The 14,789-nt window shown below is 46.3% G+C and carries 14 protein-coding genes; all 14 read left to right on the forward strand.

From position 1 onward, the window contains the following. Positions 1-3 precede the first annotated feature (3 nt). The 14 genes from ACQCVE_RS00710 to spoIVB all read left to right on the forward strand — a co-directional run bounded on the left by ACQCVE_RS00710 (position 4) and on the right by spoIVB (position 14,626). A complete protein-coding gene (locus ACQCVE_RS00710; protein WP_426844235.1) occupies positions 4-600 on the forward strand; it encodes a SpoIIIAH-like family protein in 597 nt (198 codons plus the stop codon). A gap of 538 nt (positions 601-1,138) precedes the next feature. Then, positions 1,139-1,630 (forward strand): acetyl-CoA carboxylase biotin carboxyl carrier protein, encoded by a 492-nt coding sequence (gene accB, locus ACQCVE_RS00715; RefSeq protein ID WP_426843834.1) that lies wholly within the window; start codon positions 1,139-1,141, stop codon positions 1,628-1,630. A 12-nt stretch (positions 1,631-1,642) separates the two neighbouring features. Beyond that, positions 1,643-2,995 carry an acetyl-CoA carboxylase biotin carboxylase subunit gene (gene accC / locus ACQCVE_RS00720; RefSeq protein ID WP_426861270.1) on the forward strand — a complete coding sequence of 451 codons (1,353 nt, stop codon included), beginning with the start codon at positions 1,643-1,645 and terminating at the stop codon, positions 2,993-2,995. A gap of 19 nt (positions 2,996-3,014) precedes the next feature. Then, the gene (locus ACQCVE_RS00725; protein ID WP_426843837.1) at positions 3,015-3,422 is read left to right on the forward strand and encodes an Asp23/Gls24 family envelope stress response protein; all 408 of its coding nucleotides are present in this window, start codon (positions 3,015-3,017) and stop codon (positions 3,420-3,422) included. 267 nt (positions 3,423-3,689) lie between these two features. Further along, positions 3,690-4,085: a transcription antitermination factor NusB gene (gene nusB / locus ACQCVE_RS00730; RefSeq protein ID WP_426843838.1), complete on the forward strand. Its 396-nt coding sequence runs from the start codon at positions 3,690-3,692 to the stop codon at positions 4,083-4,085. 20 nt (positions 4,086-4,105) lie between these two features. Then, complete coding sequence (gene folD, locus ACQCVE_RS00735; protein ID WP_426861272.1) at positions 4,106-4,957, forward strand: bifunctional methylenetetrahydrofolate dehydrogenase/methenyltetrahydrofolate cyclohydrolase FolD; 852 nt, start codon at positions 4,106-4,108, stop codon at positions 4,955-4,957. Between the two features lie 40 nt (positions 4,958-4,997). After that, a complete protein-coding gene (xseA, locus tag ACQCVE_RS00740; protein ID WP_426861274.1) occupies positions 4,998-6,377 on the forward strand; it encodes an exodeoxyribonuclease VII large subunit in 1,380 nt (459 codons plus the stop codon). Then, the gene (locus tag ACQCVE_RS00745; protein WP_426843841.1) at positions 6,340-6,582 is read left to right on the forward strand and encodes an exodeoxyribonuclease VII small subunit; all 243 of its coding nucleotides are present in this window, start codon (positions 6,340-6,342) and stop codon (positions 6,580-6,582) included. The genes xseA and ACQCVE_RS00745 overlap by 38 nt, the downstream gene beginning before the upstream one ends. Before the next feature lie 25 nt (positions 6,583-6,607). Further along, positions 6,608-7,468 carry a polyprenyl synthetase family protein gene (locus ACQCVE_RS00750; RefSeq protein ID WP_426861752.1) on the forward strand — a complete coding sequence of 287 codons (861 nt, stop codon included), beginning with the start codon at positions 6,608-6,610 and terminating at the stop codon, positions 7,466-7,468. 294 nt (positions 7,469-7,762) lie between these two features. Beyond that, a complete protein-coding gene (gene dxs, locus ACQCVE_RS00755; protein ID WP_426843842.1) occupies positions 7,763-9,655 on the forward strand; it encodes a 1-deoxy-D-xylulose-5-phosphate synthase in 1,893 nt (630 codons plus the stop codon). Continuing rightward, positions 9,655-10,500, forward strand: a complete 846-nt coding sequence (locus ACQCVE_RS00760; RefSeq protein WP_426844237.1) for a TlyA family RNA methyltransferase — start codon at positions 9,655-9,657, stop codon at positions 10,498-10,500. The genes dxs and ACQCVE_RS00760 overlap by 1 nt, the downstream gene beginning before the upstream one ends. Before the next feature lie 191 nt (positions 10,501-10,691). Further along, the gene (gene ahrC, locus ACQCVE_RS00765) at positions 10,692-11,141 is read left to right on the forward strand and encodes a transcriptional regulator AhrC/ArgR (RefSeq protein WP_426861275.1); all 450 of its coding nucleotides are present in this window, start codon (positions 10,692-10,694) and stop codon (positions 11,139-11,141) included. A gap of 101 nt (positions 11,142-11,242) precedes the next feature. Next, a complete protein-coding gene (gene recN / locus ACQCVE_RS00770) occupies positions 11,243-12,964 on the forward strand; it encodes a DNA repair protein RecN (RefSeq protein WP_426843844.1) in 1,722 nt (573 codons plus the stop codon). Positions 12,965-13,339: 375 nt separating this feature from the next. Further along, positions 13,340-14,626: a SpoIVB peptidase gene (gene spoIVB / locus ACQCVE_RS00775; protein ID WP_426861277.1), complete on the forward strand. Its 1,287-nt coding sequence runs from the start codon at positions 13,340-13,342 to the stop codon at positions 14,624-14,626. The last annotated feature ends 163 nt before the right edge of the window (positions 14,627-14,789 follow it).

Genomic DNA, 14,789 nt, shown 5'->3' on the forward strand with positions numbered 1-14,789 from the left:
ATGATGCTCAAAAAACAAACCGTTTGGCTGCTTACCATGCTTAGCTTAGTCGTAGTTCTGTCTGTTTACTACATTACCTCTCCAGAGGGCGGAACCAATATGGCAGGTGTCAGCCCGGATCAAAAGCAGGAAGAAAAGGAACAGGGGAAAGAAACGTCAGCTCAGGAATCAAAAGAAGCTGCCCAGACGAAGGAAGAAGCAAAATCGGCAGAAGGTGAGGGGGGAACGGTCGTGTCCACCGTTGAAAGCGATGAGCTGTTTACATCTCTGCGCATGGAGCTTGAAGATCAGCGAAGCCAGCTGAAAAGCGAATTAGAGGGAATCGTGTCCAGTAAAGATGCTTCAGCGGAAGAGAAAAGCAAAGCCTATGAGCAAATGAAGGAGCTTTCAGATACAGCTGGCAAGGAGGCGATTCTTGAAACCCTGATCAAATCAGAGGATTACGATGATGCACTGGTAAGAGTAGAGGACAACCAAGTGCTGATCACCGTTAAAGCAAAAGAGCATAGTGCAGCAAATGCGAATGATATTATCGCTCTTGTAAGAAGCGAAATCGCCGGTATGGAAAATGTAGCCGTTTCCTTTGAACCGGCCAAGTAATGTTTACCAGCCCGCATCAGCCTGCAACCGCCTATTAGAGCGGCTGCAGGCTGATTTCATTTTCTGCATGGGATGACAGGGTGACCATCTGCATACATTTTGGAAAATATGGGCATCGTTTGAAAGCGGGAGGGGTGTAAATTAGCGTGTTTATAAGGCCTGGAATCAGATAAGTATATTTCTGCTTAAGATAACTGCCCCTGTGTACCTGCAGCTGGAGGCCAGCTCACGGATGCTGCTGAAATGTGCTGTAGGAGAAAATCCTTGCGGTTTTTACACATTTTTGCTCTTCCAGCCAATCAAAAGCCATTATGACAGCCTGATTACAAATGATGACAGCGTTTCAAAAACAGGTAAGTTCGACTATAATAGGTACAGGGTTATTCCTTTATGAATCCTTCCAAAGTCGTATAGCGAATCAATTATAGTTGAATTAAGCTTGCATAGTATCGTAAGATGTTTATGAGACTTACTTTTAGTACTAGATGATAATGCACGTGCCATCATCACGTAACTTTCCATTAAGGGGTGCCAGTTTATGTTGAAAATCCAGGAGATTCGGGAACTGATCAAGCTAATCGACCAATCTTCAATTGACGAATTTACATACGAAAATGAAGGGGCCAAGCTTTTATTGAAAAAGTCGGCTCCTGAAGTGGTTTACAGCAGTCATGCTCAAGCTCCCGCAGAGGCGCAGCAGACTGCACCGGCTGCACCACAGCAGCAAGCAGAGCAGGCAGTTCCAAAGACAGACAGCAAACCGGCTGGAGAGCCGGCACAGGATGAAAGCCTCGTGAAGATCACTTCACCGATGGTCGGAACCTTCTATGCCGCCTCTTCACCTGAAACAGGGAACTATGTTGAAATTGGTTCCAAGGTAAAAGACGATACAGTTGTATGTATTGTTGAAGCGATGAAGCTGTTTAACGAAATTGAAGCAGAAACTAAAGGAGAAATCGTGGAAATTCTGGCGGAAAACGGTCAGCTTGTAGAGTACGGCCAGCCCCTCTTCCTCGTAAAGCCTGAATAAGGAGCGAACGTTATGATTAAGAAGCTACTCATTGCGAATCGGGGAGAAATCGCTGTCAGAATTATCCGAGCGTGCAAGGAGCTTGAAATTGAGACAGTTGCGGTATTTTCAGAGGCAGACAGAGATGCCCTGCATGTCCAGCTGGCAGATGAAGCGTATTGCATCGGACCGACTTCTTCAAAAGACAGTTACTTAAATTTTACAAACATCATCAGTGTTGCCAATTTAACCGGATCCGATGCGATTCACCCAGGCTACGGGTTTCTCGCTGAAAACTCCGACTTCGCTGAGCTTTGCAGAGAGTGCAATGTAACATTTGTCGGCCCAAGCCCGGAAGCCATTTCCAAAATGGGAACGAAGGATGTAGCAAGAGAAACGATGCGGGAGGCGAATGTGCCAATCGTTCCCGGATCTAAAGGTATTATTAAAAATCCGGAAGAAGCGGTTTCCCTGGCAGAGGAAATTGGGTATCCCGTAATTATAAAGGCCACCGCAGGCGGAGGCGGGAAAGGAATCCGTGTTGCCAGAGATCAGAAGGACCTTGAGAAAGGGATTCGGATTACGCAGCAGGAGGCAGAAACAGCCTTTGGAAACCCGGGCGTATACATTGAAAAATTCATCGAAGACTTCCGCCATGTTGAAATTCAGGTCATGGCCGATACCCATGGCAATACGATTCACCTTGGAGAACGGGACTGCACCATCCAGCGCCGTCTTCAAAAGCTTGTCGAGGAATCTCCTTCCCCCGCGTTAACTCCTGAAGTCCGTGAAGCAATGGGACAGGCAGCGGTGAGAGCGGCAGAGGCAGTCCGCTATACAGGGGCCGGCACGGTTGAGTTCATTTACGATTACCGTGAGCAAAAGTATTATTTCATGGAAATGAACACAAGAATACAGGTAGAGCATCCAGTTACTGAGATGGTGACCGGAATGGATTTGATCAAAGAGCAGATCAAAGTCGCTTCCGGAGAAAAACTCAGTACGAAACAGGAAGACGTTGAATTTAATGGATGGTCAATCGAGTGCCGCATAAATGCGGAGAATCCAGCCAAAAATTTCATGCCTTCACCTGGTAAAATTGAGATGTATCTCCCTCCGGGCGGGCTTGGAGTTCGTGTGGACTCTGCAGTTTATCCCGGCTATTCCATTCCTCCATACTACGACTCTATGATTGCCAAGCTGATTACATATGGGGAAACAAGGGAAGAAGCAATTGCACGAATGAAGCGCGCTCTTTCGGAATTTGTCATCGAAGGGATTTCAACAACGATTCCCTTCCATCTGAAATTGCTCGATCATGAAACCTTTAAAAGCGGAAACTTTAACACAAAGTTTCTTGAATTGTATCCGGTCATGGAAACTTAATTTGATGGAGGTGCGGGAAATGAAAGAAAATCGCTTGTTAGAAATGAACCAGGAAGACAGTACCCTTGGAAAAGTGGAAATTGCTCCGGAGGTTATCGAAGTGATTGCCGGCATTGCAGCATCTGAAGTAGAAGGTGTTGGAAATATGCGCGGGAATTTTGCATCCGGTGTAGCTGAGCGCCTTGGCAAGAAAAATCACGGCAAAGGTGTGAAAGTGGATCTTTCTGAAGAGGGGATCTCGATCGATATCTACTGCACAATGGCATTTGGAGTGTCTATTCCGAATGTTGCACAGTCTATTCAGGACAACATCCGTCAGGCGCTGATTACCATGACGGCCCTTGATATTACAGAAATCAATGTCCATGTTGTCGGAATTCTTTTCGACTCAAAAACACCTGAAGTGGAAATTGATCAGGAAATGTAAGCTGAAAGAAAAGCAGCGGGAGGCTGGCCTTAGGGCCGGCTCCTTTTTTTATGCGCAGTAACAGAGGATGGAGAATGCAGCCTTCATTGTTCCTCAGCTGGTAAAATGCCGAATGTTTAACCGATTACAAAAGATTTTATTCGGATATTGTGCTTTTGTACGTATTTTGGAAGTGATTCACGTTCAGAATTATGATATGATTTGGCTAGACATGGACATGGAATAACTGAATGTACATAAACGGATGGTAAAAGGAGCAGAAACAGAATGAACAGAAGAGCAGCCCGAGAAAAAGCTTTGCAGGCATTATTTCAAATAGACGTCAGCCAGATTGACCCGGCAGAAGCACTGCAGCATGCATTTGATGAAGAAGAGGTCAACTCTTTCACGCGCGATCTTGTAACGGGAACGGTCGGACACTTGGAGGAAATCGACGGATTAATCAGACCTCATTTGGTTAAATGGAAGCTGGAACGATTGGCTAATGTGGATCGGGGCATTTTGCGCCTCGCTGTCTATGAGATGAAATTTGAAGAAGAGATTCCGGCCTCAGTCTCAATTGATGAGGCAATTGAACTTGCTAAAGCATTCGGTGATGATCAGTCAAGCCGCTTTGTAAACGGAGTACTTTCTAACATCAGAAAAGATATCGAATCTAAGTAATCAGTCTGGAGGAATGTACGATGACCGCTTCCATTATCAGCGGAACAGAGATCGCCAAGCAAACTAGAAGTCAGCTTGCAAAAGAGGTGGCACAATTGAGGGAGGAGGGAGTAGCCCCTGGCCTTGTAATCATTCTAGTCGGGGACAACCCTGCCTCCCTATCCTACATAAAGGGAAAAAGGAAGGCTTCCGAGGAAATAGGAATTGACTTCAAGCTGGAGCAGTTTCCTGAATCCCTTTCTGAAGAGGACCTTCTGCGAGTTATAGACAGCTACAACGAGGACAGCCGCTTTCATGGAATCCTTGTTCAGCTTCCTCTTCCGAAGCATATTGATGAAATTGCTGTCATTGAAAAGATTTCTCCAGAAAAAGATGTGGATGGATTCCACCCGGTCAATTTGGGGAGAATGCTGACAGGGCAGAAATGCTTCCTTTCATGCACACCTGCAGGCATTATGGAAATGCTTCGCATAAAAGGGGTAGATCCTGCAGGAAAGCATGCAGTAGTCGTTGGAAGAAGCAACATTGTCGGGAAACCAGTCGGTCAGCTTTTATTGAAGGAAAATGCCACGGTTTCCTATTGCCACTCCAGAACAAGAGATTTGTCCTCAATTACGAAGCAGGCAGATATCCTTGTAGTAGCTGCGGGCAAGGCGAATTTAATAACTGGGAACGATATCAAACCGGGTGCGGTTGTAATTGATGTGGGTATGAACAGGAATGAGCATGGCAAGCTATGCGGTGATGTAGCGTTTGATGAGGCGAAGGAAGTTGCGTCTCTTATTACCCCGGTGCCGGGCGGAGTTGGTCCTATGACCATCACGATGCTTGCCTATAATACAGTTGAAGCAGCAAAAAATACACGTTCGTAACCCGTCATGCCTCCGGGAACGGAAGAAAGGAGCGGCGGATTTGAGTGATATCAGGCACGTAACCGTTACAGCCTTAACAAAGTACATTAAACGGAAGTTTGATGTGGACCCGCATTTAAGGGATATTTGGGTGAAGGGCGAGCTTTCGAATGTGAAGATCCATTCAAGAGGCCATTTGTATTTCACGCTGAAGGACGAACAATCCCGTATTTTAGGAGTAATGTTCTCCAGTCAAAATAAAGCCTTGAAATTCCGTCCTGAAAATGGGATGAAGGTGCTTCTCCGCGGTGAAATCAGCGTTTATGAACAAAGCGGCCAGTATCAGATTTACGCGAAGGAAATGCAGCCTGACGGAATCGGCAGCCTGTATCTCACCTATGAGGAACTTAAGAAAAAGCTTCAAAAGGAAGGGCTTTTTGACGAAAAATACAAAAAGCCCATCCCGGCTTTCCCTCAAACAATCGGAGTCGTGACATCCCCTACAGGAGCGGCTGTTCGGGATATCCTCATTACAATCAAAAGAAGGTACCCGCTCGCCAAAGTCATTATTATCCCTGCCCTTGTTCAGGGCCTGAGTGCAGGGGAATCTGTCGCTAGCTCAATCGGTAAAGCAAACCGCCTAGGTGTTCTCGATACGCTTATAGTAGGGCGGGGCGGCGGATCCATCGAAGAACTATGGGCATTCAATGAAGAAGTGGTTGCCAGAGCCATTTTTGATTCAGAGGTTCCTATCATTTCTGCTGTAGGCCATGAAACAGATTATACCATTTCGGACTTTGCAGCAGACCTCAGGGCTCCTACCCCAACTGGCGCAGCAGAGCTCGCCGTACCCCATTTCGCCGATTTGCTGGAGAGAGCAGCGGAACGGAAAGCCCGGCTGATGAGAGCGATGCAGGAGAGAGTTACGAGGGACAAAGAACGGCTGAAAGCTTTTAAAAGATCATATGCCTTCCGCTACCCAAAGCAGCTGTATGAGCAAAAAGAACAGCAGCTTGACGATTTAGTTGAGGACCTTCAGCGGGAAATGCTGCGGGCCTTAACCTATAAGAAGGATCTTTTCCGGAATAAGGAAAACCGCTTGCTGAGAGTTCATCCTAAAACCCAGGCTACCGCTGCCATGCGGAGGCACGAACAGGCAGTAAAAGCATTGACGAGAGAAATGACACAGTCCCTGACTGAAAAACAGCGGGAGTTTCAGCATGCCCTTGAAAAACTTAATGCTCTTAATCCCTTGAGTATTATGGAGCGCGGGTATAGTCTCGTTTATAAGGAAGATCAGCTCGTTAAATCGATTAGCGGAACAGCCGAAGGAGAAAAAGTAACGGTCAGACTTCAGGATGGTACCCTATTTTGCGAAGTCATAGAGAAGGTGGAGGAAACAAATGAGCCAACAAAGGAATCAGGAAGAAGTGACATTTGAAGAAGCGATGGAACAGCTTGAAGAAATAGTGGGAAAGCTTGAACAGGGAGATGTTCCCTTAGAGCAGGCGATCAATTTTTTTCAGGATGGAATGAAATTGTCCAAGCTGTGCCATGACAAGCTTCAGCGTGTAGAAAAACAGATGGATTATATCCTTCGTGAAGGCGGAGAATTGGAGCCTTTCGAAATTCAGGAGGAAGAATAACTTGCCGGAATTGTTTAAGGATTTTATGAAAAGCAGAAAAGAACGGATTGAAAAGGAGCTTCCGGTTCTGATTGGAAGTCTGGAAGCTCCTTCTCATCTTAAAGAGTCCATGCTTTATTCCTTGAATGCGGGGGGGAAGAGGCTGCGGCCGATTCTTGTGTTAGCCACTCTCCATGCGTTTGGAAAAGAAGAGGATCCAGGTATGCCTGCTGCCTGTGCAGTGGAGATGATTCATACGTATTCTCTCATCCATGATGACCTTCCATGCATGGACGACGATGACCTTAGACGCGGAAAGCCGACCAATCATAAAATGTTTGGAGAAGCTATGGCGGTACTGGCGGGGGACGGCCTGCTTACCCATAGCTTTCAGGCATTAATCGCAGGGGATTCAATCAGCCCCGAACAAAAAATCCTGCTTGTAGCCGAGCTTGTTCATGCGTCCGGCGCCGAGGGTATGGCAGGCGGACAGGCTGCGGATATGGAAGGTGAAGCAAAATCTCTTTCCTTAAGCGAGCTCGAGTACATACATACACATAAAACCGCGAAGCTGCTGACGTTCAGTCTTGTAGCCGGAGCCATAATCGCCAGAGCGGACAAAGAAAAAATAGAAAAAATACGGGGTTTTGGGCAGCATATCGGCATCGCTTTTCAAATCAGAGATGATATTCTGGATATTGAAGGAACAGTGGAAAAAATAGGCAAGCCAGTCGGATCTGATACGGAAAATCAAAAGACGACGTATCCTTCCCTGCTGACTCTTGATGGCGCCAAGGATAAATTGGACAGCCATATTGCTCTGGCAAAAAATGCTCTGCAGGAGCTTGATCTGCACGGGACTTTTCTGCAGGATCTAACCGATCTTGTCGCGCTTAGAGATTCCTGAGAAATAGGAAAATGAGCCTGCTAGTAAATTTTGTGCTATAATGTCCTAAACTAATCGGGTTGTTTGGGACTTCATAATGATCCTCAGCAGCCGTTACCACAATAGTGCTAGCGGTTTTTGTTTTCCTGCAGCCCTCTTGGATGGATGAACCATTGATTCCAGCCTGCACATTGGTAAAATGGTTCATGGCTGCAAAACATGTTCAATCCGGTAAAAGTAGTTTAACATGGAGAAAATAGGATAAAGAATTAAAATACGCATCCATATAGAAACCACCGAAAGTGAGTGATCCAATTGGATCTATTATCCATTAAAAATCCAAGGTTCCTGAAAAAGCTTTCAACAAACGAGCTTGAGAAATTAAGCGGGGAGATCAGAGAATTTCTAATTGAGAAATTGGCCGCTACAGGAGGCCATATCGGTCCCAACCTTGGGGTTGTAGAACTGACAGTTGCCTTGCATAAAGTGTTTGACAGTCCCAAGGATAAATTTCTATGGGATGTCGGCCATCAATCCTATGTTCATAAAATATTAACCGGGCGTGCAGGGGAGTTTGACACGCTGCGCCAGTATCAGGGGCTTTGCGGTTTTCCGAAAAGAAGCGAAAGCGAGCATGACGTCTGGGAAACAGGGCACAGCTCAACTTCACTCTCCGCAGCGATGGGAATGGTGCTTGCCAGGGATCTGAAAAAGACAGACGATGTCATCATCCCGATTATAGGGGACGGTGCACTAACAGGCGGTATGGCGCTTGAAGCACTAAATCACATCGGGCATGAGCAGAAAGATATGATTGTCATCCTGAATGATAATGAAATGTCCATCGCCCCGAACGTTGGAGCGCTTCATAACGTACTTGGCAGACTGCGGACAGCCGGCAAGTACCAATGGGCGAAAGATGAGCTTGAGCTTTTGCTTAAGCGGATTCCTGCCGTTGGGGGAGCACTTGCTTCAACAGCTGAACGGATTAAAGATTCCCTGAAGTATTTACTTGTATCCGGTGTGTTTTTCGAGGAGCTTGGGTTTACGTACCTTGGGCCAATCGACGGCCATAATTATGAGGATTTGCTGGAAAATCTGCGTTATGCCAAAAAAACAAAAGGTCCGGTTCTCATGCACGTGATTACGAAGAAAGGGAAAGGCTATGAACCAGCAGAAGCCGATAAACTGGGCAATTGGCACGGAACCCCTGCTTATAAAATTGAAACAGGCGACTTTGTCAAACCTGTAATCTCTGCTCCGTCCTGGAGCGGGCTTGTGAGTGAAACGGTCCGCAAAATCGCAAGAGAGGACAGCCGCGTCGTTGCCGTGACCCCAGCTATGCCTGTTGGCTCCAAGCTGCTCGGATTTGCAGAAGAATTTCCGGAACGCATGTATGATGTTGGAATTGCAGAACAGCATGCCACGACAATGGCTGCCGGTCTTGCAACTCAGAACATGAAGCCTTTCCTGGCGATTTATTCTACATTCCTGCAGCGGGCGTATGATCAGGTTGTGCATGATGTGTGCCGTCAGAACTTAAACGTCTTTTTCGGAATTGACAGGGCGGGTCTGGTCGGTGCCGATGGAGAAACGCACCAGGGCGTGTTTGACATCGCCTTCATGAGACATCTGCCAAATATGGTGCTCATGATGCCTAAAGATGAAAATGAAGGCCAGCACATGGTTCATACAGCGCTGAAGTATGATGATGGTCCAATTGCTATGCGCTACCCCCGCGGCAACGGTCTGGGTGTTAAGATGGATGAAGAATTGAAACAGATTCCGATCGGTTCCTGGGAAGTTCTCAGAGAAGGTACCGATGCTGCCATCCTGACGTTCGGCACTACCATTGGAATGGCTCTGGAGGCTGCTGAAGTTCTGGAAAAGCAAGACATTTCAGTGAAAGTAGTCAATGCCCGGTTTATCAAGCCGCTGGATGATAATATGCTGAGCGGACTCCTCCGAAAAGACATTCCGATTCTTACAATAGAAGAGGCTGTTCTGCAAGGCGGATTTGGAAGTGCTGTGCTGGAATATGCGCATGAGCAGCATTACCACCATGCAGTTATTGAAAGAATGGGAATTCCAGACCGCTTTATCGAGCACGGAAGCGTATCTAAGCTCTTGAATGAAATCGGCATGACAACCGAGCACACGATTGCTGCTATTAAGAAAATTACACCACTTAAAGAAAAAAGGGCCTAATAATGAGCAAAAAAGAACGATTGGATATACTCCTCGTCGAAAAAGGCTTGATTGAGACGAGGGAAAAAGCAAAAAGAGCGGTCATGGCCGGGATTGTTTTTGCCAATGAAATGAGATTGGATAAACCCGGTGAAAAAGTGGATAGGGATTTGCCGCTCACGATAAAAGGAAATGTACTTCCATACGTCAGCCGTGGCGGACTCAAGCTTGAGAAGGCCCTCAGGGAATTTGATGTAGAAGCTGAGGGCAAAATTCTGATTGATATAGGATCATCCACAGGGGGATTCACCGATTGCGCGCTTCAAAACGGGGCAATAAAATCCTATGCTGTGGATGTCGGCTATAATCAGCTTGCCTGGAAGCTGAGACAGGACCCAAGAGTCATTGTTATGGAGCGGACAAATTTCCGCTACTCAGAGCCGGCTGATTTTCAGGAAGGGTTGCCGGAGCTTGCAACAATTGATGTTTCATTTATTTCCCTCAAGCTTATCTTGCCGGCATTAAAAAAGATTCTTGTTCCTGGCGGAGACTGCCTGGCGCTTGTGAAGCCGCAATTTGAAGCCGGCAGGGACCAGGTAGGCAAAAAAGGCATCGTCAGGGACCCGGCCGTGCATGAACGGGTCGTTTCCGGAATGATTGATTTTGCAGTAAAAGAAGGCTTCGATTGCTTGAATCTTTCTTTCTCGCCTATAACCGGAGGAGATGGAAACATCGAGTTTCTATTGCACCTCCGCTGGACTGGGAATGATAATCAGGGAAAGGTGATTCTTCCGGTCCTGACAGCAGAAGTTGTTAAAAAGGCTCATGAAGGATTAAAATCCAAGGCCTTGCCGGAAGCGGAATGAAACGTTGTTTCATTCCGTTTTTACATAAATTCTGCCGCAAGCTGGCGGATAAGAAAAACCGAAATGGAAAAAACATACATAGAAACATGCCTGACTGCTTCGTTTGGCAAAAGGATGTACTTTTATTATCCTTTCATTTAACATGTAGGGTATAAACACAAGATGGCGATAAAGACAGTAAGGGGTGCCGCATGAATAAAGGGCAGAGACACATAAAAATCCGAGAAATCATAACACATGATGAGATTGAAACTCAGGATGATCTGGTGGACCATTTGAAAAGCGCAGGCTATAACGTCACACAGGCCACAGTTTCAAGAGATATCAAAGAGCTGCATCTTGTTAAAGTGCCGATGATTGATGGCCGCTACAAATACAGCCTGCCTGCTGATCAGCGCTTTAATCCTCTGGCTAAGCTGAAGCGTGCGCTAATCGATGCTTTCGTAAAGGTTAATTCCGCCGGTCACATGATTGTTATAAAAACATTGCCTGGGAATGCCAATGCGATCGGCGCCCTCATTGATAACCTGGATTGGGATGATATTCTGGGGACTATTTGCGGGGATGACACCATCCTCATCATCTGCAGGTCACCGGAAGTCACAGAAGAAATCACCAACCGGTTCCTTGATATGCTGTAACCATTAACAGCAGAAAAAATGGAGCTGCGTCATGCTGTCCATAGAATGATGCTTGATCTAAAGGCAATTGAGCCAAATAAAAAGTCGAGGTGAATTCTGTCTTGCTAGCGGAATTGACGATTAAAAACTTTGCCATAATTGAGTCCATCACCATATCTTTTGAAAAAGGATTGACCGTTTTAACCGGAGAAACAGGAGCCGGTAAATCCATTATTATTGATGCCATCCATTTGCTCGCTGGAGGACGCGGTTCCTCTGAGTTTGTCCGGTACGGAGAAAACAAAGCAGAGCTGGAAGGCTTATTTCTGCTGGATAACGATCAGCATGCCTGCTATGAGAAGTGCACTGAATTTGGAATAGACGTCTCTGATGGGATGGTCGTGCTGCGCCGGGACATTTCCTCAACCGGCAAAAGCGTATGCCGGATCAATGGGAAGCTTGTAACCATAGCCATCTTAAGAGAAGTAGGCAGAATGCTGATTGATATTCACGGGCAGCATGATAATCAGGAGCTGATGAATGAAGAGCATCATCAGCCTCTCCTGGATCAGTTTGGCTCCGAAAAAATCATCCCGGCACTTGAAGCGTATCGGGAGCTGTTTGTAAACTATTCGGCTTTAAAGAAAAAAATCAAGCAGCTCAGCAACAATGAACAGGAAATTGCCCACCGCCTTGATCTTATCCAATTTCAGCTGAATGAAATTGAGGAGGCAGGACTGACGCCGGATGAAGACGTTAAGCTCCAGGAAGAACGCAGTGAAATTGCCAATTTCGAAAAAATATTTGAGGCTCTGCAAAATGCCTACAATGCGCTGAATGGGGAACAAAAGGGATTGGATTGGACGGGCCTTGCCATGAGCAGTCTGGAAGAGGTTGCAGCCATTAATGAAGATCTCAAGAATATGTCTGAGAGCATGTCCAACAGTTTTTATATTTTAGAGGACCTTTCCTATCAGCTCCGTTCACATCTTGATGAACTTGAATACGATCCGGAGCGTCTCAATTTTATAGAGGGCCGGTTAAATGAAATCAGCCACCTGAAAAGAAAATACGGCAGCTCGGTAGAGGAAATTCTGACGTATTCTGCGAAAATTGAAGAAGAAATCGAAACGCTCCAAAACAGGGATAGCCATGTGGATAAAATGAAGTCTGAACTGTCTTCATTGTTCATGGATATGAAGGTTGAGGCGGAGAATTTGACCGCTGTCCGGAAGCAGGCCGCTAAGAAGCTTTCTTCAGATATACGCCGGGAACTGAAGGAGCTGTATATGGATAAGTCCTCGTTTGATGTTATATTCAGCCGAAGACAAGGGGGGAAGGATGACCCCGAACTGGATGGTGAGACCGTTAAATTCACTTTGGATGGAGCGGACTTTACTGAGTTTTACATCTCCACCAATCCGGGAGAACCGCTCAAGCCCCTCTCCAAGACAGCCTCCGGCGGTGAATTGTCACGGATTATGCTGGCGATGAAAAGCATTTTTTCCAGACATCAAGGCGTCACGTCCATCATTTTCGATGAAGTGGATACGGGAGTAAGCGGACGCGTTGCCCAGTCCATTGCCGAAAAAATCTACCGCGTGTCCGCAGGATCCCAAGTATTGTGCATCACACATCTCCCGCAAGTAGCGGCAATGGCAGATACCCATCTCTTCATTTCCAAGGAAACGAAGAAAGGTCGGACCAAAACAAGCGTCAAGCCGCTTACAGAAGAGGAGAAAATTAAAGAAATCGGCCGCATGATTGCCGGTGTAGAGGTAACAAACTTAACAAAAGAGCATGCTAAAGAACTGCTCTCCCTTGCAAGCTCCTCCAAAAAGTAAGGCTTGGTTACATTTTACGCCCTTTGGTTGGAGTGGAAGCATGAGACCCTGAGCTAAGTACAGCGGGACAGGGGAGAGCCCCAGTGGCGAAGCAGGAAGCTCGCTCACCGCCTGTCTGCTGCAATTGCCTAAAAGAGCGAAAATAATTCAAAATGCCATGGCCGGTTAATCCATGGCATTTTTTTTGCCATCGGCGCGGAGGCCTTCATTCAGCTTAAGCGATTTATTCTCCTTCTAAAAATCCATATAATTCCCATAAAACCCTCGTTTTAATCAATTTTTTCTCGCTTCGCAAGTTATAAACAAGCTCTATGAAGGCAAAAGTAATGAGTGTAGCCACCTGTGGTGTGGGTAAGGAGCGAGGAGAGTGGAAGTGTGTTATTAGAAAAAGCAAGAAAAATAATTGGTGTAATTCTCCTTGTATCTTTGATAAGCATAGGGTTTCTCAAACCTGTGAAAGAATACATTCAGCTCCCTAAAACCGTTACGATTTTTGAATCTCAAACAGCAAGCCTTGCTTCAGCGATACCAGCGTCAGCTGATTCTCATACAGAAGCATTCAGTATAGAGCAAACGGATTCTGAAATTAACCTGGAAGGTAAAAAAGCAGGGGAATCAAATGTTGTATTTGAATGGGGCGGACTGCCGCTGAAAAAAACCGAAGTGCGCGTGATCCCTGATTTAAAAGTGATTCCGGGGGGACAGTCCATTGGTGTAAAGCTTAACACCCTTGGAGTGCTGGTCGTCGGACATCATCAAGTTAATACTCAAAAAGGGAAACAGTCACCTGGAGAACTGGCAGGTATTGAAGTAGGAGATATCATAACGGAAATCGACGGAACGAAAATAGAAAAAATGAATGATGTAACCCCGTTTATTCAATCTTCCGGAAAGACCGGGAAGCCCCTGGACCTTGTCATTTTCAGAAACGGCCGTTCCCATAAAGCAAAGCTGTATCCGTTAAAAGATGTTAATGACGAGGCATACAGGATTGGATTATACATCCGCGACTCGGCTGCCGGCATAGGAACGATGACATTTATTGAACCGAATTCCAAAAAATACGGGGCTCTTGGCCACGTTATATCGGATATGGATACGAAAAAGCCAATCGTCGTCCATGATGGCGAAGTCATGAGATCTACGGTCACATCGATTGAAAAAGGAAGCAACGGCAACCCTGGAGAAAAACTGGCACGATTCTCAAATGACCGGGTGATTGTGGGAGATATTTCACGGAACAGCCCGTTTGGCATCTTTGGAAAGCTCAATCAGGGCATGGCGAATGGCGTATCTGACCAGCCTTTGCCTGTCGCTCTGTCCTATGAAGTAAAAGAAGGGCCGGCAAAAATTCTAACGGTTGTAGAGGATGACAAGGTAGAGGAATTTGATGTGAACATTGTCAGCACGATTCCACAAAAATTTCCTGCAACAAAAGGACTCGTCATTAAAGTGACAGATAAAAGGCTCCTGGATAAAACCGGCGGTATAGTCCAGGGAATGAGCGGAAGCCCGATCATTCAAAATGGAAAGGTCATCGGAGCCGTCACTCACGTATTTGTCAATGACCCAACTTCAGGCTACGGGGTCCATATTGAGTGGATGCTGAACGAAGCGGGAATTGAATTGTATGATAAAGAGCAGAAAAGAGCAGCGAGTTAAGAACCGCCGGTTAAGCCGGCGGTTTTTGTTTGATTTGCAGCAAGCGGTGCCGGTGCTTTTCTGCTATAAAGGAGCCGGTTACAGAGACTTGACGCATTTAAGCCTTGCCTGACCGTGAACAGCTGGGCAGGTACCGGAGCAGTCGTTTATAGAGTGAGGGTCA

Source organism: Metabacillus sp. 113a, from assembly GCF_050107635.1.
In the GTDB taxonomy this organism is placed as follows: Bacteria; Bacillota; Bacilli; order Bacillales; family Bacillaceae; genus Metabacillus_B.